Source organism: Streptomyces sp. NPDC048275, assembly GCF_040652275.1.
Classification (GTDB): domain Bacteria; phylum Actinomycetota; class Actinomycetes; order Streptomycetales; family Streptomycetaceae; genus Streptomyces.
Genome location: NZ_JBEZLR010000030.1, coordinates 18,322 through 41,077, shown reverse-complemented (window position 1 = coordinate 41,077; position 22,756 = coordinate 18,322). Strand labels below are relative to the sequence as shown.

The following is a 22,756-nucleotide window of genomic DNA, read 5'->3' as shown; positions in this document are numbered from 1 at the left end:
CCGCGAGCTTACGGCCGCGTAACGCATCGCGGGGCGTGTTTTCCACCACGTGAGACGTGACGCTATGGCCCCTTTTGTCTTCTCGCTGTGCCGCAAGCCCTTGCGGTATCTACAATCCGCCCTCATGTCCAGGCAGAACGGCGAATCCGAAGCCACACCCGAAGCCGCACCGAAGGTGTACCTCCCACAGAGCGATGGCGCGGCGCCGCCGGTCTACGAGGCGTACGCGGACCCGGCCGAGGCGCACGGCTGGCGGAAGACGTACGCGGACGGCGGCGACACCGCCGTGCTCGACGCGGTCCCCGACGTACGGGATGCCATGGCCGAGGGTCCGTCGGGCCGCCACGACCGGCTGCTGCGCCGTCGCCGGGCCCGGCTGCTGCGCCGGGGGGCGGTGGCCGGTGGGGCGGTGTGCGTCGTGCTGCTCGCCGCGGTGGTCTCGGGGCTCTTCGACTCCGGAACGTCCACGGATCCCCGGCCCTCCGGGCGGAGCGAGAGCGACGGCGACCCGGAGACGACCTCGTCTCCCGGGGCGACGGTGTCGACGGACGGTACGACGACGGCCGCGGGAGCGTCGGCCACGGCCGCGTCGCCCGGAGGGTCCCAGGCGTCCGGGGGTCCCGCCGGGGCCTCCCCGAGCGCGTCCGCGTCCGCCTCGGCCGCGGCCTCCGCGAGCGCGGCGGAGCCGACCGGGACCGGAGCGTCCACCGCCACGACCGAACCGGGCCAGGAGACCTCGAACGGCAACCCCGGTCGCGGCAAGGGCGCCACCAAGAAGCCCAATTAGCCGCCGCTTCCCACTGGTTGGGCGATCTGTAGGCCGGAAACAACTCCTTGCCCCCTCATGCCCCTCCCTTCACAATGCGCATGACAAAACTGGAAGTGGCCGGAAGATCTCCGGTCGCCCACGTCGCAAGAGGGGACCCCCACATGAGAAAGCCTCTCGTCGCCGCGCTCTTCGCCCTGGTGATCGCCGGGGCGGGCGTGGCACCCGCGGTCGCGGCTCCCGCGCCGGAAACCGCACCCGCGGAAACCGTGACCGCCGAGACCGCGGCCGCACCCGCCGAAACCGCGGCCGCACCCGTCATTCAGGCCGTCGACTTCGCCGGCACCGTCTCGCTCAGCAACTGCTCCGGCTCGGTCATCCGCATGCCCGCCTCCGAGGCCGACGACCCCGCGCTCGTGCTCTCCAACGGCCACTGCCTGGAGACCGGCTTCCCGGAGCCCGGCGAGGTCATCGTCGACCAGGCCTCCACCCGCACCTTCGGTCTGCTCAACTCGGCCGGTACGAGGGTCGCGACGTTGCGCGCCAGCAAGGTCGCGTACGCGACGATGACCGACACCGACGTCACGATCTACCAGCTCACCAGCACCTACGCGCAGATCCAGAGCGCGTACGGCATCAGCGCGCTCACCCTTCAGGACACGCACCCGGTCGCCGGCACCGCCATCAAGGTCGTCTCCGGGTACTGGAAACGGATCTACACCTGCGCCATCGACGGCTTCGTGTACCGCGTCAAGGAGGGCGACTGGACCTGGAAGGACTCGGTCCGCTACACCTCCGCCTGCAACACCATCGGCGGCACCTCGGGCTCGCCCGTCATCGACAACGCCACCGGCAAGGTCGTCGCCGTCAACAACACCGGCAACGAGGACGGCGCCACCTGCACCCTGAACAACCCCTGCGAGGTCGACGCGAGCGGCAACGTCACCGTCCGCCAGGGCATCAACTACGCCCAGGAGACCTACCAGATCGTCCCCTGCTTCGGCCTCGACAACAAGCTCGACCTGAGCCGCACCGGGTGCACCCTGCCCCAGCCGTAAGGAGCAACGAGTAAAGGAGCAACGAGTAAAGAAGCAACGAGTAAAGGAGTAAGGGGTACGGGGCGGGCGGTCACCGGGGAGTACGGCGGACCGCCCGCCCCGCGAGGACGTCCGTGCGCCGCCCGTCCTCGATGACGAAGTGGCCGTCGATCAGGACGTACGGGATGCCTACCGGGAGCGTGCGCGGCGCCTCGAAGGTCGAGCCGGCGGCGACCGTGTCCGGGTCGAAGAGGACCAGGTCGGCGCGGTAGCCCTCGCGGACCAGGCCGCGGTCGGGGAGGCGCAGCCGGGCCGCCGGGCGCGAGGTGAGGTGGGCGACGCACTCCTCCAGGGAGAGGATGCCCAACTCCCGTACGTACCGGCCGAGATAGTGCGGGAAGGTGCCGTACGCGCGCGGATGCGGCTTGGCGCCGCGCAGGATGCCGTCCGAGCCGCCGGTGTGCACACGGTGCCGCATGATCGCGCGGACGTTCTCCTCGTGACCGACGTGCTGGAGGATCGTGGAGCCGAGCCGGTCGTCGAGGAGGAGACGGCGGGCGATGGCCCAGGGGGTCTCGCCGTGTTCGTCGGCGGACTGCTGGATCGTGCGGCCGATGTGGGCGGCGAGCGCCGGGTCGGTGACGCCGGAGATCTCGATCGTGTCCCACTCGATGGGGACGCCGTGGCAGCCGTCCGCGCCGATGACCTCCATGTGGTGCCGGATCCGTTCGGCGGTGTCGTCGTCCTCCAGGCGCGCGAGGATCGCCTCCGGGCCGCCCTCGCTCGCCCAGCTCGGCAGCATCGCCACGAGGGTGGTGGATCCGGGGGTGTAGGGGTACGTGTCGAGGCTGATGTCCGCGCCCTCGGCGAGCGCGTGGTCGAGGAGGGCGAGCAGCTCCGGCGCCCGGCCCTCGTTCACGCCGAAGTTCATGGTGGCGTGGGCGAGGTGGAGCGGGCAGCCGGCCTCGCGGGTGAGGGCCACCATCTCCTCGTACGCCGCCAGGGCGCCCGCTCCGTACGAGCGGTGGTGCGGGCAGTAGTAGCCGCCGTACTCGGCGACCACCCGGCACAGTGCGGTGAGTTCGGCGTCCTCGGCGTACATGCCGGGGGTGTAGGTGAGGCCGGAGGACATGCCGACGGCGCCCTCCCGCATGCCGTCGGCGACCAGCTGCCGCATGCGGTCCAGTTCCGCCGGGGTCGCCGGGCGGTCGTCCCAGCCGACGGCGAGCATGCGGACGGTGCCCTGGGGGATGAGATAGGCCGCGTTCACCGCGATGCCCTCGTCGAGCCGGTCCAGGTACTCGCCCACGGAGCGCCAGCTGAAGTCGATGTCGTCGCCGGGGCCGTTCCACCCGGTGATCGCGCGGCGGACCTCGGCGAGGGTGCGGTCGTCGACGGGGGCGTACGACAGTCCGTCCTGGCCGATGACTTCGAGGGTGACCCCCTGTGCCGCCTTCGCGCTGTGATCCGGGTCGCGCAGCAGGGCCAGGTCGCTGTGGGCGTGCATGTCGATGAAACCGGGGGAGAGGACGAGACCGTCGGCGTCCAGCGTCCGGCGTCCGTGCAGGTGGGGTCCGTCTCTTCGGATCGCGGTGATGCGGCCCGCGTCGATCCCGATGTCGGCGTCATACGGGGGCCTGCCTGTGCCGTCTACGACGGTGGCGTTTCTGATCACCAGGTCCATGCGTGTCGTCTCCTTCCGCGCCTTCGGCGCGAGTTTTCCCGCCCAACCGCCCGTTTCCAGTCCATTTCCCGCGCTCCGCGCGGCCCCGTCGCGCCCCCTCCCGCTAAAAGAACGTCCGCACGTAATCCACGACCGTCCCGTCCCCCTCCACCACCGGAATCAGCTCCCACTTGTCGAAGGACGTGCAGGGATGGGAAAGCCCCATGCCCACCCAGTCCCCGACCTGTAGGTCCGCCTCAGGCGTCGTCTCGAGCCAGCCGTGCTGGTCGGAGAGGCCGGTGACGGTGACGCCCGTCGCGGGGCGCTCGGCCCCGTCCCGGCGTACGACCTGCGCCTCGGGCAGATCGAGGTCGTAGGCCGCGTCCCGCTTGCCCGCGTTGACGAAGGCCTGCTCGGGGGAGGGCCGGGAGACGACCTGGGCCCAGAGGCGGAACGCGGGGTGGAGGGCGCCTTCCTCCGGTACCCGGTTGAACGGGGTCACCCGGCGATAGTGGCCGACGTCGTGCGAGACATACGCGCCCGAGCGCAGCAACTTCAGTACGGGAGAAGACAGTTCGGGGATCTCCGCGAAGACGTCCGCGACCGCGTCGAACCATGCGCTGCCGCCCGCACTGACGACGATCTCCGCCACCTGCGCGAACCGCCCCGCCTTGTCGAAGTCCACCGCCAGCGTGGTCAGCCGGCGCAGCCACGCGTGGACGCGCTCCGGGTCGGCTTTCGGGACCTCGCCCTCGTAGCCGGCCACGCCGACCAGGCGGAGCGTCGTCGTGGCGGCCACCGCGTCCGCGACGGCCACGCACTCCGCCTCCGTGCGGGCGCCCGTACGGGCCCCGGCACCGGCGGCGAGCTCGACGACCACGTCCACGGGGCGGGTCGTCGCCGTACCCCGCAGCGCGGCGTCCATCAGTTCGACGCCGCGTACGGAGTCGACGTAACAGATGAAGTGGAAGTCGGCGTCGGCTTTCAGCTCGGCGGCGATCCACGTCAGCGCCGCCGCGTCGACGAGTTCGTTTGCGAGGAACACCCGCTGGATGCCGAACTCTCTTGCCACGCGGACCTGGTGGGGGACCGCGAGGGTGATGCCCCAGGCGCCGCGCTCGATCTGCTGCCGGAACAGCTGCGGGGCCATCGAGGTCTTGCCGTGCGGCGCGAAGGCCAGGCCGTGGCGGGTGGTGTACGTCTCCATGAGCGCGAGGTTGTGTGTCAGGCGCTCGGCGGAGAGGGCGAGGACGGGGGTGGTGAAGCCGCCGGTGAAGAGGTTGCGGCGCTGGGCGGTCAGCTCGCCGACGGTCAGGCCCTCGGCGTCCGGGGGGAGGCCCTTGAAGCGGTGGTCGACGCGGTCGGCCGCGAGGGCGGCGAGGCGTGCTGCGGCGGTGTCGGCTCCCATGGGGCCTCCCTGATGAAGTGCGTGCGTTGCATGATGTGCAACGGTCATTGCGTATGGTGCTCAGTGCTGTCTAACATCCCAGCCGACGCAGGGTCAACGGCGCCGCTGACCGCAAAAGCAAGGAGCTCCAGCCATCGTGACGGACAACGGATGCACCGATCCCGTGGATGTCGTCGCGCTCGGCGAGTCCATGGTCACGTTCCTGCCGTCCCGGCCGGGACGGCTCGCCGACGTACCGTCGTTCGAGCGGGCCATCGGGGGCGCCGAGTCCAACGTGGCGTGCGCGCTCGCCGCGGCCGGGCACTCCGTGCGATGGGTCAGCCGGGTCGGCGCCGACGGGTTCGGCGACCACCTGGTGGCGGCGATCACCTCGTTCGGCGTCGACACCTCCGCCGTACACCGTGATCCCGCGCGGCCGACCGGCGTCTACTTCCGTACGGCGAACGACCGGGCGACCGACGCCCACGAGGTGGCCTACTACCGGGCCGGGTCGGCCGCCTCCGCGATGGCCGCCCACAACGTGGACCTGGGCGCCGTCCGCTCGGGCCGCGTCCTGCATCTGTCCGGCATCACCCCCGCGCTCTCCGAGGACTGTCTGGCGCTGCTGCGGGAACTGACCGCCCCGCGGCCCGCCCGCCCTCTCGTCTCCTTCGACGTCAACCACCGCGTGGACCTCTGGCACCACCAAGGGGCCGGCAAGATCCTGCTGAACCTCGCCCGCGGCAGCGACCTCGTGTTCGTGGGTGAGGACGAGGCCGAAGCGGCCTGGGGGATCACCGGCGGACCGGCCGCGATCCGGGCCGCGCTGCCCGAGCCCCGGGTGCTGGTCGTGAAACAGGGAGCCCAGGGCGCCACCCTCTTCGAGGCCGACACCGTCACCTTCGTCCCCTCCCCCCACGTCGACGTCGTCGCCCCCGTCGGCGCCGGTGACGCCTTCGCCGCCGGGTTCCTCTCCGCCACCCTGCGCGGCCTGCCCGCCCTGGAGCGCCTGCGGCACGGCCACGTCATGGCGGCAGCCGCCCTCACCGTCCCGGGTGACCTGGCCGCGCCCCCTTCCCGGGACCACGCCGACCGGCTGGCCGCCCTGGACGACCAGGCGTGGGAGACACTTCGACTCGGCCCCGGCTGGACCGACGCCGTCACGCGGGCCGACGAGGAGGTATGCACCCCATGAGTCAGACCGTCGACCGAGCGCTGAGCATCCTGCCGCTGCTCGCCGAGGGCCCCGCCGACCTCGGGCAGGTCGCCGAGCGACTCGGCGTCCACAAGTCCACGGCGCTGCGCCTCCTGCGCACGCTGCACGAGCACGGGCTCGTCCACCGCCAGTCCGACCAGCGCTACCGCCTCGGCGCCCGCCTCTTCGCGCTCGCCCAGGAGGCCATCGAGAACCTGGACGTCCGGGAGATCGCGCACCCCCATCTCGTACGGCTGAACGAACAGGTAGGGCACACCGTGCACCTCGCGGTGTACGAGGAGAACGAGGTCCTCTACATCGACAAGGTGGAGAGCCGCTATCCCGTGCGGATGTACTCGCGGATCGGCAAGCCCGTCGCCATCACCGTCGCGGCCGTCGCGAAACTCCTCCTCGCCGACCTGCCCGAGGCCGAGCGCCGCGCCCTCGCGGAGAGGCTCGACTACCCCATGTACACGGCCCGTTCGATCCCCAACGCCCCCGCCTTTCTCAAGGAGTTGGCGACGGTACGCGAACAGGGCTGGGCCACCGACCTCGGTGGCCACGAGGAGTCCATCAACTGCGTCGCCGCCCCCGTCCGCGGCGCCGACGGGCGGGTCGTCGCCGCGATGTCGGTCTCCGCCCCGAACGTCGTCGTCACCGCCGACGAACTCCTCACGCTGCTCCCGCTGGTGCGCCGTACGGCGGACACGATCAGCGGCGAGTACTCCGGCAGACCCCCAGCCCCTTCCAAGGAAGCCACCTCATGACCGAGAAGATCGCCCTCACCCCGAAGACCCACACCACCCCGCCCGCCAAGTTCTCGCACGGCGTGAAGAAGGGGAACATCCTTCAGGTCGCCGGGCAGGTCGGCTTCCTGCCCGCCGTCGAGGGTCAGCCCCCGACGGCCGCCGGCCCGACCCTGCGCGAGCAGACCCTGCAGACCCTCGCCAACGTCAAGGCGATCCTCGAAGAGGGCGGCGCGAGCTGGGACGACGTGATGATGATCCGCGTCTACCTCACGGACGTCGACCACTTCGCCGAGATGAACGGCATCTACAACACCTACTTCGAGGAGCAGGGTCTCACCGCGCCTCCCGCCGCCCGCACGACGGTCTACGTCGGTCTGCCGGCCGGACTCCTCATCGAGATCGACGCGCTGGCCGTACTCGGCTGACGTCTCTCTCCCCACCTCTCCCGCACCTCGTACGTCATCACGGTGCGGCGCCGGGCATCCGACATCCCCGGGGCGCCGCACCGCGATACCCCCTGCCCGGCTGCGCCGGACGGGGGACACCCCCCAACCTCCGGACGATGTTCTTAACGACAAGAAGAGGTCCCCCTTGCTCTCCTCTCCGCTCGCAGCGACAGCGCCCGCCCCCGAGACCCCACCCCACACCGGCGGCCTGCTCCTCCTCATCGACGGCACCGCGGGCCTGCTCACGGTCGCAGCCCTCGGAATCGCCCTCCTCCTCGTCCTGATCATCAAGCTCAGGCTCCAGCCCTTCGTGGCGCTGCTCGCCGTCTCCATAGCCGTCGGCCTGTCGGCCGGACTGTCGGTCACGGAACTCTTCGGCACGGTCCAGAGATCCACAGCCGTCTCGGTCATCGAGTCCGGCATGGGCGGCATCCTCGGCCATGTCGCGATCATCATCGGCCTGGGCACGATGCTCGGCGCGATCCTCGAAGTCAGCGGCGGCGCCGAGGTGTTGGCGTCCCGGCTGCTGAACCTCTTCGGTGAGAAGCGGGCGCCCCTGGCCATGGGCCTGACCGGCCTGATCTTCGGTATCCCGGTCTTCTTCGACGTCGGCATCTTCGTCCTCGCGCCGATCGTGTACGCCGCCGCCAAGCGCTCCGGCAAGTCGATCCTGCTCTACTGCATGCCGCTGCTCGCGGGCCTGTCGATGACCCACGCGTTCCTGCCCCCGCACCCGGGCCCGGTGGCCGCGGCGGGCCTCCTGCACGTCGACCTCGGCTGGGTCATCCTCATGGGCATCGTCTGCGGACTGCCCGCTGTGCTCGCCGCCTGGGTCTTCTCCGCCTGGATCGGCAAGCGGATCTTCGTCGCCGTACCGCAGGACATGGTCGAGGCGGCGGCCGAGTCGAAACTGGCCGTCATCGAGGAGCAGCGGGCATCGGGCGTCGAGCCGCGCGAGAGCCCGGTGCCGCTCGGCACGGTCCTCGGCATCATCGGTACGCCGCTGGTGCTGATCCTGGCCGCCACCTTCTCCTCCATCGCGCTGGACCCCTCCACCGGCCGCTCGGTCATCGAGTTCTTCGGCAGCCCCTTCGTCGCCCTCACCATCGCCCTGCTGCTCGCGTACTACCTTCTCGGGATCCGGCGCGGCTGGTCCCGCAAGTCCCTTGAGACGGTGTCGACTTCGTCGCTGAAGCCGGTCGGCAACATCCTGCTCGTGGTCGGCGCGGGCGGCATCTTCGGCGCCGTACTGAAGGCCAGCGGTGTCGCCCAGGCCCTCTCCGACACCTTCAACGACGTCGGCCTGCCGGTGCTCGTCCTCTCCTACCTGATCTCCGTGGTCCTGCGCGTCGCCCAGGGCTCGGCCACCGTCGCCATCGTCACGACGGCCGGCATCGTGGCGCCGCTCCTCGCCGAGGGCGACCACTCCCAGGCCTTCGTCGCCCTCGTCATCATGGCGATCTCGGCGGGCTCGATCTTCGCCTCGCACGTCAACGACGGCGGCTTCTGGATGGTCGCCAAGTACTTCGGCATCAGCGAGCGCGACACCCTGAAGTCCTGGACGGTTCTGGAGTCGGTCCTGTCCGTTTCCGGGTTCGCGGTGGCGGCGGTGCTGAGCGTTTTCGTATAACGGCCGTGTAGCTATGTAGGGGCTGGCTGTTCCTGACACAGGATCTTCGACCATACTGCCCGCTGTGGAGCAGCGCATAGGTTCGAAGAGCCAGCCCCTGGACGCCGCCGCGGTCAACCCGGCGTACATCCCCGGGCTTACGTCACCCGTGCCCGCGGAGCCGAAGGACGCAGTGGAGGAGGCTGCGGCGGAGGAAACCGCCTCCGAGGAGGCCGTTTCCGACGCGGCTGTCTCGGACGAGGCTGTCTCGGACGCGGCGCCCGCCGCCGAGGCCTCCTCCGAAGCGTCCTCCGAAGCCTCTTCCGAAGAGGAGGCCGACGCCGAAACCGCCCCCGGAACGGAACCTGACTCCGAGTCTGAGCCCGAGGCCGATCCCGACGGGCCCGTCTTCGAGGCCTCCGACCGGCGCGCCTCGATCAAGGCCGACCACAGCGGCGTACACCTGCGCCTGGACGACCAGGCGGCGGAGTTCCGTTGGGACGAGATCGGCGCCGTCGAGACGGAGTCGCCGCGCTTCGGGAAGCGGTTCACCATCACGGTGCACACGCCGGACCGCCGCTGGTACCCGATCGAGATCGAGGCGACGGCCCGGGCACGCTTCAAGGAGTGGGAGTCACAACTGGACGCGGTCCTCGACACCTACTTCGACGAGGGTGTCGACGGCGGCGAGGACAAGGCCGCGGATGAGGCTCCGGCCGAGGTCGACGAGCCTTAAACGAGTAAGACCCAAGTGCCCGTTCCCCCCGGTGTCGCCGGACGGAACGGGCACATTCGTCACTTGGTCTGCAAGGACATGCCTTCCGCCGAGGTGAGTCCCTCGACGGGGTCGGCGCGGAATGTCGCCGTCCAGGCCGTCGGCGCGCAGGAAGCACCGTTGGGGTGCTGCTCCGTCAGCCGTGCCTGGCCGCTGTCCTTGACGACGACACGGCCGCTGTCCGTCGACGTCACGGTCAGACGCACCGGCACGGTGGTGGCGCCGATGTCGTCCGGGAGCCGGATCGACACCCGCGCGATGGGGTCATCGGGGCTGCCGGACGTCCTCTCCTTGCAGGTGTCGTCGACACACAGGCGGATCGTCGCCTCGTCCGGACCCCCGAAGTCGGCGGGCCGCCACACGGCGGCGGCACCCGAGTCCATGTTCGTCAGGGTGCACGGGGCGTCCTGGCCGAAGAACGAGCAACCGGTCAGGGCTGTCGCCGTGAACAGAGCACAGATGATTCGACGCATGTCAGCCCCTCACGACGGTGCACCGAACCGTAGCCGACCCCCGGCGGTCCCTGGACCGCCGGGCTGCGCCAAGAGACTCGAGCCGAGGCGCGGGGAACCGCACGACCGGCAACAACCGGCCCGCAGTTCCCCGGCTACCTGGCGACTCGGCTACCTGTCTACGTGCCTGTCTCCGCTCCCTAGCTGCAGTACTGCGCCTCCTTGCCGATGGAGCGGTACATGCAGTCCGCGTTCTCCAGCAGTTGCAGCACCGCGTCCCGGTTGCGGTCCGTCTCCCGGTCGATGACCTCGTCGGGCGGGTAGAAGCCGCCGCCACTGGCGGAACCCGGATACATCTCGAAGGTGTAGGAGAAGATCTTCTGGGAGCCCCAGAGATAGTCGTCGATCGAGCCGTCCGTGATGTACAGGTCGCTGGCCTGCTCCGGCGTGTAGCCGTTGCTGGTGGCCATGCTCCTGCCGACGGTCGCGAACGCGTTGCGGTCGTCGGCCGTCATACCGGTGGTGGTGTCGGCCGTGGTGTAGCCGAACGGCCAGAGCACCAACTGGCTGTACGTGTGGAAGTCGATGCCCGCCTTGATCTGCTGGACCCCGCCGACGACCCGGCTGCGCACGAAGTTGGCGACCACCTTGACCTCGGGGGCCGACTCGGCCGACGCGCCACGGTAGGTCTCCGAGGACGTCGTGCCGGACGAGCCGCCGCAGCAGCCCCAGCGGTAGTTCCAGTTGCGGTTGAGGTCGGTACCTACGGCCGTCGAACCGCTGTTGGGCTGGCGGTTCTTGCGCCACGAGCGGTACGAGCCGGTCGCGACGTCGTACTCGCCGCCGTCCGGGTTGAGGTCCGGGACGATCCAGATCTCGCGGGAGTTGACCATGCTGGTGACCCGGGAGTCCGTGCCGTAGTCCGAGGTCAGCTCGCGCAGCAGATAGAGCGCCATCTCGACGGTCAGGTGCTCACGGGCGTGCTGGTGGTGGGTGAACAGCACCTCGGGCTCGGCCTCGTCCGTGCCGACGTTGTCGCTGATCTTGATGGCGACGATGTTCCGGCCCTGGTACGAGGTGCCGATGACCCGCTGGCTGGCGATGCCCGGGTTGGCCGAGATGATCGAGTTGATCTCGCTCGTCATCTCCGCGTAGTTGTGGTAGCGGGCGTCGGCCGTGGGGAAGTCGAACGGCTGCACGTCGCCGGTTCCGTCGGACCGGTCCGGTACCTGGCCCAACGGCGTGACCTCGTACCCGAGTTGGCGCAGCTTCTTGACCTGGTCCGCGCGGCCGGAGATCACGACGCCGTGGCTGTCGGCCTCGTCCACCGTCACACCCGACTGCATGAGCGCCGTGCGGGACTTGGAGTCCGACTGCATCTGGATCTCGTACTGGCGAACGTCGTCCGCCGAGGGCGCGGGGCGCGCGGCGCTGGTCGCGGTGGCGTCGGTCGTCGTGGCCGTGATCGGGGCCGCCAGGGCGAGGGCCAGCAGGACGGCGAAGGCGGCGGTGCGCTTGCCGCGTCTGGGGCTGGTGCCTTCGGCGCCACTGCCGCGGATGCGAAGTCGCATGAAGTCTCCTTGTTCTCCAGGGATTCCGGGGTCTCCGGAAGTGGGGGGTGTGGAGCTGGGGGGTGGATCCGTGCGACGTACCGGTGCGGGTGTGGCGCTCATCGTGGGTGTATGTCATGCGCTGGTCAAGAGTGAACAAAGGGCCGGTGGCGGGAATCCTTCGAAAATAGGCCAGACCCCGGCGGCACTCACTGCCGTCGGGGCCCGTTGTCCTCCGGATGGCTCAGCGCAGCTTCAGCCACTTCTCGCTCGTGGCGATCGCCTTGAGCTGCTGCATCGTGAGGGCGGGGGTGGCGCGGGTCTTGGGATCCTCCAGCCCACCGGTGTTGAGGGCGCTGACCACCACCCGCCTGCCGTCGGTCCTGATGGTGTCGGCGGTCCACATCACGACCCCGCCGCCCTGCTCTGCCTGATGCGTGGTGACCTTCGTGCCGTCGGGCAGGGTCTCCGCGTCCGGACCGAAGAGCTGGTGCTCGACGTCGGACATGTCGGGCTGCACATTGATCTGGAGCAGGCTCCTGCCCTTGCCGTCGTCGAGGACGAGGTACACGTACTCGGTCTCCTGGCCACCCTGGGCCACCACCTGGACCCCTTCGGGGACCAGGGAGGCGAGCGTGGAGCGGATCACCTTGCCGCTGATGCCCGGCGGCGTGTTCGGGACGGTCTCCTGGTCCGGCTGCCGGGGTTCCTCGGGAATGGCGTCGACGACAGCCCGCCACGCCTGAGCCGTGACCAGTTCCTTCAACTGTGCGGTGGACAGAGGAGGTTCGTCCCTGCTGATCGCCGCGCCCTTCTCCGCCGCGGCGTTCCACTCACTCACACCGATGTGCTGCCCCTGCGGCGTGACGAGGTCCGCGGTCCACATCTTCGTGTCCTCGCGACGGTCCGGGTACTCGTACCCGCGGAAGAGCCTGAGCACCGACCCGTCGGGCAGCGTGCTCGTCACGCAGTCGTCGTACGGGGTCAGCACCTTGTCCGGGCATTGGGTCGCCTGAGCCGCCATCAGGCCTCCGGTCTCGATCCGGCTCAGGGAGACGCTGATGGCCGCCTTGCCCTGGCCGTCGTCGTACACGACGTACGCGAGCGGCCCCAGTTTCGCGTCCGTACCGCGCGACTGTGCCCCGCTGAACGTGCCCTGGGGGAGTAGTTCCTCGAGGGTGCGGACGAGTTCGGGGCCGGAGACGGGGCCCGTGGGCGTGGCGGAGGCCGAGGCCGAGGCGGAACCGCCTGAGGCGACGGACCGCTTCCCGGTCTCGCGCTCGCTGCCGCCGCCCCCGGGCACGAGCAGCGCCCCGCCGAGCCCCACGAGCGCGACACCGGCCACGCCGCCCGCCACGGCGGCCCGGCGCCGCCGCACCACCAGCCGCCGGCCGTGCGCCTCACCGGCGTCGACGAGGACGCGCCGGTCGGCCTCGAAGGCGCCCCCGGCGTCGCGCAGGGCGGCACCGAACCGCTCCTCGAAGTAGCTGTCGACGTGTTCGTTGAGGTCATCGGGCATGCCGAACCACCGTTTCTGCAAGGGGCTGTTGAGGCCATGAGTCTCAGGAGGCCTACGAGGCCCAGGAGGTCATGGGGTCTGCTCAGGGAGCGGCGTACTCGTCCAGGCTCTCGCCGAGAAGCACGCGCAGCTTGGCGAGCGCACGGACACACCGGGTGCGCACCGCGGCGGAGCTGACGTTCATCGCGTCGGCGGTCTCCTCGATGCTGCGGTCCTCCCAGTAACGCAGGACGACCACGGCCCGGTCCTTGGCGGACAGCCGCCCGAGCGCCTCGACGAGCGTCAGCCGCAGCGGGGTGTCGGCGTCGGGCCCGGGGAAACGCGGATCGGGAACATCGGGGAGTAGATCGGTGGCCCGCTCCTTGCTGTTGCTGTGGCGTCGCTGGTGGGCCAGGAACGCACGGGTGAGCACGGTCTGGGCGTACCCCGCCGGGTTGTCGACCCGCGAGACCCGGCTCCAGCGGACGTAGATCCGACCGAGGGCCTCCTGCACCAGGTCCTCGGCGAGATGGGTGTCACCTCCGGTGAGCAGACAGGCGGACCGGTAGAGATGCCCCGCACGCGCCGCCGCGAACTCCTGGTACTCGTCGGTCCGGACCTGCCTCATGCACTTCCCCCGAGTTCGCGTCCGCCGCCTTCACCTCATTGATGCGGTGGACCCCCGGAAATGTTTCAGAGGCCTGTGGGAGCTGTCGATCCGGTCTGTCCGGCACTCCGGGAACGCGCGCAAGCGCCACCTCGTGCACGACGGCGACGCGTGCTCCGGGAGTTGCGGGAGGACCGAGCGCAGCCCTGACGGGGAGCGGCGGCGAGGCCACTCCCCGTCAGGGCTCGCGGCGGTGCGGGACGATCAGGCAGGTGTGCCCCGGCTCCAGCCGGGGCACACCTGCCTGGAAACCCAGGCCGCCTTTGGTTCTAGCAGAACCTCTCGAGTGCTCTTGCTGCGCCCTTGTCGTAGCCCCTCTCATAGTTGGGATCGAGTGCGTCCGCCGTCTTCGGCTTTTCCTTCTTACAGGTCTCCCTGGTCTCACGGAGACCGTCCCTGAAGCCCCGGCGGAACTCTTCCTCGGCGTTCTTCTTCTCGGTCTCCGCGATCGTGCCGCACTTGACCTCGGGACCGCCGATCTGCTGTGCGGTGACCGTGCCCTCGGCCTCCTTGACCGTGAACGTGAACTTCCCGCTCGCGTCCGCCTTCGTGGTGCCTTCGGTACCCGCCGCGGACTCAAAGGCCACGCTCTTGTTCGGCTTGAAATCCTTGCCGTTGACCGTGGCCTCGCCCGCAGTCTGGCTCTTGGACAAACCGCAGCTGGGAGCCGGTGCTGTGTGTGCCGGTGCCGCCAAGAACGTCAGTGATCCGAGCACCAGGGACGACACCGTCAGGGGTGCCAGCACGGCCAGACGCCTGTATCCGTTCATTGTTCCAGCTCTTCTCGTGGGGCGATCACAGAAATCGGGCACGGGGCGGGGAAGGGACATGCACGGGACGTTGCGGCGGGCGTACGACACCGCGCCTGGACGGTGCGTGCCGGCTCCGCGAGAAAGTCGCCTCGCCGAAGGACCCCGAGTGGTGGGCCGTCCATGGGCCCCGCATCTTCCTCACAGGGCGCCGCTCTCTCAGTCGCGAGCCCCGAAGGTTCTCAAGAGGTCTCTCCATCGTCCCGCCACCCGTGCGCTGTGTCGACTCAAGGAGCGGTCATTCCCGGGCCGCATCCACCTCGCGCGCGCAGGCGTCGTGCGGGGCGGGGCCGAAGCGGGCGCTCCAACCCGGCGGTACGGCGCACCAGACGGGCCACAGGGACAGCTGCCCGTGGGCGTTCTCCAGCACGAGGTGGGTGTCCTTGCCGTCGGGGCCCGGATCGAACGGACCGGCTTCACGGCTCATGCGTCGAGCTCCTTCAGGCGCGCCGCCAGGATGGTGGCGATGTCGTCGAGGTGGCGGTCCTGCAACAGCTGCGGATGGGTGCAGTCCAGGTCGTGGTTGACGATCGCGCCGCTGATGTGCGGATGCCATGCCTTCGAGGTGAGCCAGTTCTCCGTCCGCGGCGCGGCTGCCGTGAAGAAGAGCAGGTCGCCCTCGAAGTGGCGGTGCTGGTGCTCACGCACGATGCGCGCGTGGTGGGGCACGATTTCGATGATCTTCGACAGGGTCCGGTCGGTGAGCCCGGCGAGCGGGCTGCCCGCCCGCCGCAGCGTGGCCAGCACGTCGTCGCGGGTGCGCTCGTCGGTGCGGTCGAAGCCGGCCATACGCAGCACCGCGGTGAGCGCGTCGCCTTCCTCGGGCGCGGGCCGCTCCCGCCACTGCTCGGCCGGGAACGCGTCGAACAGCGCGAGGAGTTCGACCTTCTCCCCGGCCTCCTGGAGCATGCAGGCCACGGTGTGGGCGAGGATGCCGCCGAGGGACCAGCCGAGCAGCCGGTACGGACCGTGTGCCCGCACCGTGCGGAGGTGGTCGACGTAGTCGGCTGCCTGCTCCCGCAGAGTGCCCGGCAGTGGCTCGTCGCGGACCAGGCCGCGCGCCTGGATGCCGTACAGAGGCTGGTCCGGATCGAGTCGGGCGGACAGGCCCGCGTAGCACCAGGAGATGCCACCGCCGGGGTGGAACGCGAACAGCGGGGGCCGCTCGCCGTCGGTGCGCAGCGGAAGGAGGACCTCGAGGGAGTCCTCGGCCGCGCTCCCTCCGAGGCGGGCGCCGCGTCGCGGTCCCGCTGCCTTGAGACGGGTGGCGAGAGCGGCGGGGGTCGGCGCCTCGAACAGCGAGCCGATGGTCAGCTCGATGCCGAACTCCTCCCGCACGCGCGCCATCAGCTTCACCGCGTGCAGCGATGTGCCGCCCAGGTCGAAGAACGCCTCGTCGGGACCGGCCAGTTCGACCCCGAGCACCTCCGCGAACAGCCGCGTCAGTGCCTCCTCGCGCGGCTTGGCCGGTCGTCCGGCGCCCATGGCGCCGGTGAAGACAGGGGCGGGCAGTGCGTGGCGGTCGAGCTTGCCGTTGGGGTTCAGCGGGAACGCGTCGAGGCCGACGACCGCCGCCGGGACCATGTGGTCCGGCAGCATCCGTGCCAGCTGGGCCCGTACGGCCGTGGGGTCGGCGCCTCCGGTCACGTACCCGACGATCCGGTCCTCCCGCACCACGGCGCAGGCGCCCTCCACGCCGGGCTGCGCCACCAGCGCGGCCTCGATCTCGCCCAGTTCGATGCGCTGCCCGCGCAGCTTCACCTGGTGGTCGGTGCGGCCGAGGTACTCGATCTCGCCCTGCCGGGTCCAGCGCGCCAGATCGCCCGTGCGGTACATCCGGCTTCCGGGCGGCCCGAAGGGGTCGGCGACGAACCGGGACGCCGTCAGCGCGGGGCGGTTCAGATAGCTGTCGGCCAACTGCCGGCCTGCCAGGTACAGCTCACCCGTGATGCCCGGTGGGCACGGCTGGAGCGCCGCGTCCAGCACGTACAGGCGCGTGTTCCAGACTGGGCTGCCGATCGGCACCGGGCCGCCGCTGTCCGGGAGCGTGGGCGGGGCGCACGCGTGGTACGTGACATCGACGGCGGCCTCCGCCGGCCCGTACAGGTTGTGCAGTTCGACGTCGGGCAGCGCCCGCACGAAGGCGTTCACCGTCTCGCGGGGCAGGGCCTCACCGCCGCAGAAGACCCGGCGCAGCCCCGCGCAGGCGGCCGTGTCGGCCTCGGCCAGGAAGACCTGGAGCATCGACGGCACGAAGTGGCAGGTGGTGATGGATTGTTCACGGATCAGGCGGGAGAGCTCGGCCGGTTCCTGGTGGACCTCCGGCTCGGCGACGACGATCGCCGCGCCCTCGCGCAGCGGCCAGAAGAACTCCCATACGGACACGTCGAACGACGACGGAGTCTTCTGCAGCACCCGGTCCTCGGCGGTCAGCGGGTAGGTGTGCTGCATCCAGCGCAGCCGGTTGTCGATCGCTCCGTGCGAGACGACGACGCCCTTGGGGCGGCCCGTGGAGCCGGAGGTGTAGATGACGTACGCGGGGTGGGCGGGCGTGAGCGGACGCGCCGGGTTCACCGGCGGGTAGGGGGAGACGTCGAGTCCGTCAAGGACGACGAGTGGGACCGTGCCGGTGTCCTCGGGAAGGCGTCCCGCACGGTCGACCACGGCGCACACCGGCGCCGCGTCCTGGATCATGTACGCGAGTCGCTGCGCCGGGTAGTCCGGGTCGAGCGGCAGGTACGCGGCACCCGACTTGAGCGCGGCGAGCACGGCGACGACCAGCTCCACCGAGCGGGGCACCGAGACCGCGACCACCGCACCCGGCCGGGCGCCGAGGCTCTGCAGGTGCCGGGCCAGCCGGTTGGCCCGGGCGTTCAGCTCCGCGTACGTCCATGAGGTGTCCCCGTACACCAGCGCGGTCGCGTCCGGGGTGCGTATGGCGCGCGACTCGATGGGGCCGATGAGCGTGGTCGCGGGCAGTGCGCGTTCGGTCTGGTTGAACTCGTTCAGGACCAAGGTGTGTTCGGCGGGCGTCGCGATGGTGTGAACGGCCAGCGGCTGCCGCGGGTCGGTGTCGGCGAGACGGTCCAGCAGATGTACGAAGCGCTCCTGGTGGGCGGCGAGTTCGGCGTCCTCGTACAGGGCCGGGTTGCCGTCGTGGTCGATGCGCAGGCCGCGGCCGTCGGCGCGGTCGTAGATGTGGACCGTCAGGTCGTCGACAGGGCCTGTGGCGAGGTTGTGGGCCTTCGCGGGCGCACCCGCGAAGTCGACGTCGTAGTCGAAGGGCATGACGTTGACGACCGGGCCGATCAGCGCGCGGTTCTCGCCGAGCAGGCTCAGGTCGCGGCGGATGTCTTCGTAGCGGTAGCGCTGGTGGCGGCGCGATTCGCGGATGCCGAGCACGACCTGGTGCACCAGGTCGGCGAAGGTGGCGTCGGGGGAGACGGCCAGCCTGAGCGGGAGCACGTTCATCACCATGCCGGGCACGCGCAGGGAGACCGACCCCATACGGCCCATCAGGGGCAGTCCGAGCACGACGTCGGAGCGGCCGGTGGCGCGGGAGGTGTAGAGGGCCTGCGCGGCGATCAGGATCTCCGGCCAGGTCGCGCGGAGCCGGGCGCCCACTTCGCGCAGACGCTCGGTGGTCTCGGGAGGCAGATGAGCCGTGCGGCGACGGAACGTGCGCGAGGGCAGCGCGCCGCGGCCCGCGAGCCGGGGCGCCTCGGGCCGGTCGGCGAACGCCTTCGTCCAGTGGGCGCGGTCGGCCGCGAAGGCGTCGGACGCGCGGTAGACGGCATCCTCGGCGACGAGGTCGGCGAGGGTCCCGAAGGTGCGCGGGGCGGGCTCCTCGCCGCGGACGAGCGCCGTGTAGACCTCGGCGGTGCGTCGTACGAGGAGCGAGTAGCCGAAGCCGTCGATGACGAGGTGGTGGATGCGCTGGTACCACAGCCACCGCCGCTCGCCGATCCGGAACAGGGCATGGCGGAAGAGCGGGCCGGTCGCCAGATCGCAGGGCTTGGCGAGATCGGCGCGCATCCACATCTCGGCCTTGCGCTCGGCGTCGCCTTCACCGTCGCGCATCCACATCTCGGCCTTCCGGTCGGTGCCGTCACCGCCGCGCAGATCGTGCACGGTCAGCGGCAGCTCGACGGTGGCGCGTACCCGCTGGCGCGGACCGTCCCGGCCGTTCTCGATGCACACCCGCAGGGCATCGGCCTCGGCGGTGACGCGACGCAGGGCCGCGGCGAAGAGGTCCGGGTCGAGCGGCCCGTCGATGTCCAGGCACTCCGCGGTGTTGTGCGTGGGGCTGAGCGGATCGAGGGCCTGCGCGTACCACATGCCCGACTGGGCCGCCGTCAGCGGCAGCACGGTGGCCGGGGGGCCGGTGCCGGTGCCGACGGTCGTGGGGGCGGTCATGACGCCCTCAGCAGCGGTGCCCAGGCGTTGATGGCCGGCTGCTCGGCGAGGTCCACGAACTCCGCTTCGACGCCGTGCTCGCGGCGCCATCGTTCGAGCAGCGCCATGATGCGGACCGAGTCGAGTCCGAAGTCCACGAGGTTCTCATCGAAGGGGATGTCGGCGGGGTCCTCGCCGAGACAGTCGGCGATATCGCTGCGGAGCTGCTCCAGAGTGAGGGCCACGGTGCTCAGAACTCCTTGATGAGCGCGTCGGTGGTGGTCACGAACGCGCAGCGGCCGGCGGCCCAGCGCAGGGCCATGTCGTGGTCGTCGCGGGAGAAGTCGGCGACGGCATCGGCGACGACGAACGCCTGAATGTCCCGCATCCACGCGTCGCAGGCGGTCACCAGCACCCCGATGTGCGCGTACACACCGATGACGACCAGCTGGTCGCGGCCCGTCTCACGCAGCAGCTGCGCCAGCCGGGTGCGGACGAACGCGCTGTACTTCCACTTGGTCAGAACCCTGTCGCCTGGCTGTGGCGCGACCTCGTCCGGCACGGCGAGCGCATCGGCGTCGTCGGCGACGCCGGGGCCCCAGAAGTCGAGCTGGAGCCCGCGCTGCTGGGGCGTCTGACCGCCGCGCTGCGTCGAGTACACGACCGGCACGCCGAGGCCGCGGGCGCGCTCCAGCATCCGGCCGGTGTTGCCCAGCATCCCCGTCAGCGGCTGCTCGCCGGACGGGAACGCGCCGAGGAAGTGGTTCTGCAGGTCGTGGACGAGCAGCACGGCGCGGGCGGGGTCCGCGGTCCAGGCGACGCGGTTGTCCGGCAGCTCGTCCGCTGCCGGCAGCGGATAGGAGGCGATGGCGGGAAGTGCCATGGCAAATCCTTTCAGTGCCGCTCGGTGGCGGCCGCGGCGGACCGCAGCCCCTTCTTGCTGACCTTGCCGACCCCCGTCCGCGGGAAGGCGTCGACGAACTCGACGAGATCGGGGACCTTGTAGTCGGCGATGCCGCGGTCACGGACGAACCGCTTGATGGCGACCGGCTTCAGCAGCTCTGCGCTGTCACGGAGGATGACGTAGGCGAGGGAGCGTTCCCCGAGGTAGGCGTCGGGCACCGCGACCACGGAGACGTCGTGCACGGCCGGATGGGCGAGGATGATGTTCTCGACCTCCTCCGGTGCGAACTTCTCCCCGCCCCGGTTGATCTGGTCCTTGGCCCGGCCCTCGACGACGAGATGGCCGCTCGGGGTGCGGCGCACGATGTCACCAGTGCGGTAGAAGCCGTCCGGTGTGAAGGCGCGCGCGTTGTGGTCGGGGGCGCGCCAGTAGCCGCGGATCGTGTAGGGGCCGCGGGTCAGCAGGTGCCCGAACGCGCCCTCGGGGACTTCCTGTCCGGTGTCGTCGACGATGCGGATCTCGTCGTCCGGGGAGATCGGGCGGCCCTGTGTGGTGACGACGGTCTCCTCGTCGTCGTCCAGTCGTGTGTAGTTGACGAGGCCCTCGGCCATGCCGAAGACCTGCATCAGCCGGCAGCCCAGGGCGGGTTCCAGACGGCGCGCCGCCTGCTCGCTGTACTTGGCGCCGCCGACGAGCACGAGGTCCAGGCTCGACAGGTCGTGTTCCGTCGCCGGACCGGCCTCGGTCCACAGGAGGGCGAGCGGCGGCACCAGCCCCGTCATCGTGATCCGCTCCTGCTCGATGAGCGGCAGCGCCGTCGCCGGGTCGGGGCGGGGGGACAGTACGACGGTGCCTCCGGCGTACAGCGTGCCCAGCCAACCCGGCGAACTCATCGGGAAGTTGTGTGCGGCCGGCAGGACGACGAGGAAGCGGGTGTCCGCGTCGACTCCGCAGATCTCGTTGGAGCCCCACAGCGAGTAGAGGTAGTCGTCGTGGGTGCGCGGGATGAGTTTCGGCACTCCCGTCGTACCGCCCGACAGCTGGAGGAACGCCAGCTCGTGCGGCTGTGGCCCGACGGGCAGGACGACCGGATCGCACGGCACCTCGGCGAGTGCGGTGTGCTCGCCCGGGTCGCCGACGACGAAGACGTGCCGCAGGCCCGGCGTGCGCTCCTTGATCCGTGAGGCGAGCTCGCGGTGGTCGAAGCCCGCGTGCCGGTCGGGGACGACGTAGGCGACGGCTTCGGCGAAGGTGCAGAAGTGGCCGATCTCCGTCTCCCGGTGCGCGGGCAGCGCGTACACCGGCAGCGCGCCGATGCGGAACAGTGCGAAGACGACCTCGATGAACTCGCCGATGTTCGGCAGCTGCAGGACGACCCGGTCGCCCCGGGAGATCCCGCGCGCCGCGAATCCGGCGGCCAGCCGGTCGGCGCGCTCGTCCAGTTCCCGGTAGGTCCAGGTACGGCGCTCGGGGGCCGGGTCGACCAGGGCGATCCGGTCGGGGTGGGCGGCGGCGCGCTCGCGCAGCATGCCCCCGAAGGTCTCGCCGCGCCAGTAGCCCGCGGCGCGGTAGCGCTCGGCGAACTCCGGGGGCCACGTGGGTGCGTCGATCCCCGGGGTGGTGGCGGACACGGTCACAGCGAAGCTCCCACAGCGTCGAGGAACGTACGGAACTTGGCGCCGGTCTCCGCGGTCTCGGCCTCCGGCGACGAGGCGGCCACCACCCCGGCGCCCGCGAACAGCCTGAGCGAGTGCCCTTCGGCCTCGGCGCAGCGGATCGTCACGACCCACTCGCCGTCGCCGTCCGCGTCCTGCCAGCCGACCATGCCGGTGTAGGGGCCGCGGTCGAAGGGCTCCGACTCGGCGATGACGGCGCGGGCCACGTCGGTCGGGGTGCCGCACACCGCCGGGGTGGGATGCAGGGCGGATGCCAGCTCCAGGGCGGTGACGTCAGGGTCGGCGAGCGCGCCCGTGACCGTGGTCGACAGGTGCCACATGGCCGCCGTACGCGCCAGTGTGGGCCGCTCGGGCACCTCCAGGCGGGTGCAGAACGGCGCGAGCGCCTCGCGTACGGCGTCGACGACGACGGCGTGTTCGTGCAGGTCCTTGGGCGACTCCAGCAGGGCGGCCGCGCGTCGGACGTCCTCGGCCAGGTCGGGGCTGCGTGGCGCGGATCCGCCCAGTGGGTTGCCGATCAGGCGGCCGCGTCTGCGGGCGACGAGCAGTTCGGGGCTGGCTCCGATGAGTGTGCGACCGGGGCCGCTGGGGACGGCGAAGGTGTATCCGGCAGGGTCGCGGCGGGCCAGGCGGCTCAGCATGGCCGCCAGATCCGGCTCGTCGGGTGCGGTCAGCTCCAGTGTGCGGGCGAGGACGACCTTGGTGTACTCCCCGGCCCGCATCCGCTCCACCGCGTCGGCGACCGCCTGGCTGTACCGCTCGGCCGTCGGAACCTCCCGCACCTGCCAGACGGTGTCTTCCAGGGGGAGCGGCCCGGGCAGGGCGATGAGCGGGTCCTGTCGCAGCGGCGGCGCCCACTGGACGGACCGGGGGGAGGCCAGCGAGTGCGGCGCGTCCGGGGCGAAGGGCACGGAGCCGACGACGATCGGTGCCACGGCGCCCGCCCGCCGCAGTGCGTTCAGCACGTCGCGCACCCGCCATGTCAACGGCCGCGTGTCGTGGGGGACGTATGCGGTGGCTCCCTTACCCAGCAGGGTGTGGTGGGGCGAGGCGAGGAACCGGTCGATGCCCGGGCGGTAGGCGTCGAGCAGGGCGGTTGCCGCGCCGGGCGAGACCAGAGGGGTGGCTGTGGGTTCGCGCAGAGAAGTGGACATCGATGTCTCCTGCGGGGAGGGAAC

At 70.8% G+C, this 22,756-nt stretch carries 20 protein-coding genes; 7 read left to right on the top strand and 13 right to left on the bottom strand.

From position 1 onward, the window contains the following. Positions 1 to 124: 124 nt before the first annotated feature. Positions 125 to 787: a hypothetical protein gene (locus AB0D57_RS19690; RefSeq protein WP_362073989.1), complete on the top strand. Its 663-nt coding sequence runs from the start codon at positions 125 to 127 to the stop codon at positions 785 to 787. Between the two features lie 143 nt (positions 788 to 930). Then, entirely contained in the window at positions 931 to 1,824 is an 894-nt protein-coding gene (locus AB0D57_RS19685) for a serine protease (RefSeq protein ID WP_362073986.1), read from the top strand. Positions 1,825 to 1,894: 70 nt separating this feature from the next. Here the strand turns inward: AB0D57_RS19685 and AB0D57_RS19680 are convergent, their stop codons facing one another. Both AB0D57_RS19680 and AB0D57_RS19675 read right to left on the bottom strand, forming a co-directional pair. Then, positions 1,895 to 3,487 (bottom strand): D-aminoacylase, encoded by a 1,593-nt coding sequence (locus tag AB0D57_RS19680; protein ID WP_362073983.1) that lies wholly within the window; start codon positions 3,485 to 3,487, stop codon positions 1,895 to 1,897. Positions 3,488 to 3,590: 103 nt separating this feature from the next. After that, a complete protein-coding gene (locus tag AB0D57_RS19675) occupies positions 3,591 to 4,874 on the bottom strand; it encodes an alanine racemase (RefSeq protein WP_362073979.1) in 1,284 nt (427 codons plus the stop codon). A gap of 136 nt (positions 4,875 to 5,010) precedes the next feature. Between AB0D57_RS19675 and AB0D57_RS19670 the strand changes: the two genes are divergently transcribed. From AB0D57_RS19670 to AB0D57_RS19650, 5 genes are all read left to right on the top strand, one after another. Next, on the top strand, positions 5,011 to 6,048 hold the full coding sequence (locus AB0D57_RS19670; RefSeq protein WP_362073976.1) for a sugar kinase: 1,038 nt from the start codon (positions 5,011 to 5,013) through the stop codon (positions 6,046 to 6,048). Beyond that, positions 6,045 to 6,815 (top strand): IclR family transcriptional regulator, encoded by a 771-nt coding sequence (locus AB0D57_RS19665; RefSeq protein ID WP_362073973.1) that lies wholly within the window; start codon positions 6,045 to 6,047, stop codon positions 6,813 to 6,815. Before AB0D57_RS19670 ends, AB0D57_RS19665 begins: the two co-directional genes overlap by 4 nt. After that, positions 6,812 to 7,222 (top strand): RidA family protein, encoded by a 411-nt coding sequence (locus tag AB0D57_RS19660; protein WP_362073970.1) that lies wholly within the window; start codon positions 6,812 to 6,814, stop codon positions 7,220 to 7,222. Before AB0D57_RS19665 ends, AB0D57_RS19660 begins: the two co-directional genes overlap by 4 nt. A gap of 166 nt (positions 7,223 to 7,388) precedes the next feature. Further along, positions 7,389 to 8,873, top strand: coding sequence for a gluconate:H+ symporter (locus tag AB0D57_RS19655; RefSeq protein WP_362073967.1), 1,485 nt, complete (start codon positions 7,389 to 7,391; stop codon positions 8,871 to 8,873). 64 nt (positions 8,874 to 8,937) lie between these two features. Continuing rightward, positions 8,938 to 9,588, top strand: coding sequence for a hypothetical protein (locus tag AB0D57_RS19650; RefSeq protein ID WP_362073964.1), 651 nt, complete (start codon positions 8,938 to 8,940; stop codon positions 9,586 to 9,588). 59 nt (positions 9,589 to 9,647) lie between these two features. On the opposite strand, the gene AB0D57_RS19645 is transcribed toward AB0D57_RS19650, so the two are convergent. The 11 genes from AB0D57_RS19645 to AB0D57_RS19595 form a co-directional block, all read right to left on the bottom strand. Further along, the gene (locus AB0D57_RS19645; protein WP_362073961.1) at positions 9,648 to 10,100 is read right to left on the bottom strand and encodes a lipoprotein; all 453 of its coding nucleotides are present in this window, start codon (positions 10,098 to 10,100) and stop codon (positions 9,648 to 9,650) included. A 179-nt stretch (positions 10,101 to 10,279) separates the two neighbouring features. Further along, positions 10,280 to 11,650, bottom strand: a complete 1,371-nt coding sequence (locus tag AB0D57_RS19640; protein WP_362073958.1) for a M14 family metallopeptidase — start codon at positions 11,648 to 11,650, stop codon at positions 10,280 to 10,282. Positions 11,651 to 11,873: 223 nt separating this feature from the next. Next, positions 11,874 to 13,148 carry a hypothetical protein gene (locus AB0D57_RS19635; protein WP_362073955.1) on the bottom strand — a complete coding sequence of 425 codons (1,275 nt, stop codon included), beginning with the start codon at positions 13,146 to 13,148 and terminating at the stop codon, positions 11,874 to 11,876. Positions 13,149 to 13,230: 82 nt separating this feature from the next. Next, entirely contained in the window at positions 13,231 to 13,755 is a 525-nt protein-coding gene (locus tag AB0D57_RS19630; protein ID WP_362073952.1) for a SigE family RNA polymerase sigma factor, read from the bottom strand. A gap of 308 nt (positions 13,756 to 14,063) precedes the next feature. Next, positions 14,064 to 14,564 carry a hypothetical protein gene (locus tag AB0D57_RS19625; RefSeq protein ID WP_362073950.1) on the bottom strand — a complete coding sequence of 167 codons (501 nt, stop codon included), beginning with the start codon at positions 14,562 to 14,564 and terminating at the stop codon, positions 14,064 to 14,066. A gap of 277 nt (positions 14,565 to 14,841) precedes the next feature. Further along, positions 14,842 to 15,030: an MbtH family NRPS accessory protein gene (locus tag AB0D57_RS19620; protein ID WP_362073947.1), complete on the bottom strand. Its 189-nt coding sequence runs from the start codon at positions 15,028 to 15,030 to the stop codon at positions 14,842 to 14,844. Continuing rightward, a complete protein-coding gene (locus AB0D57_RS19615) occupies positions 15,027 to 19,019 on the bottom strand; it encodes an amino acid adenylation domain-containing protein (protein ID WP_362073944.1) in 3,993 nt (1,330 codons plus the stop codon). Before AB0D57_RS19615 ends, AB0D57_RS19620 begins: the two co-directional genes overlap by 4 nt. Beyond that, positions 19,016 to 19,243 (bottom strand): phosphopantetheine-binding protein, encoded by a 228-nt coding sequence (locus AB0D57_RS19610; RefSeq protein WP_362073941.1) that lies wholly within the window; start codon positions 19,241 to 19,243, stop codon positions 19,016 to 19,018. The genes AB0D57_RS19615 and AB0D57_RS19610 overlap by 4 nt, the downstream gene beginning before the upstream one ends. Positions 19,244 to 19,248: 5 nt before the next feature. Next, positions 19,249 to 19,881, bottom strand: coding sequence for an isochorismatase family protein (locus AB0D57_RS19605; RefSeq protein WP_362073939.1), 633 nt, complete (start codon positions 19,879 to 19,881; stop codon positions 19,249 to 19,251). Positions 19,882 to 19,892: 11 nt separating this feature from the next. Next, complete coding sequence (locus AB0D57_RS19600) at positions 19,893 to 21,539, bottom strand: (2,3-dihydroxybenzoyl)adenylate synthase (RefSeq protein ID WP_362073937.1); 1,647 nt, start codon at positions 21,537 to 21,539, stop codon at positions 19,893 to 19,895. Next, positions 21,536 to 22,732, bottom strand: a complete 1,197-nt coding sequence (locus AB0D57_RS19595) for an isochorismate synthase (RefSeq protein ID WP_362073934.1) — start codon at positions 22,730 to 22,732, stop codon at positions 21,536 to 21,538. The genes AB0D57_RS19600 and AB0D57_RS19595 overlap by 4 nt, the downstream gene beginning before the upstream one ends. Positions 22,733 to 22,756 lie beyond the last annotated feature (24 nt).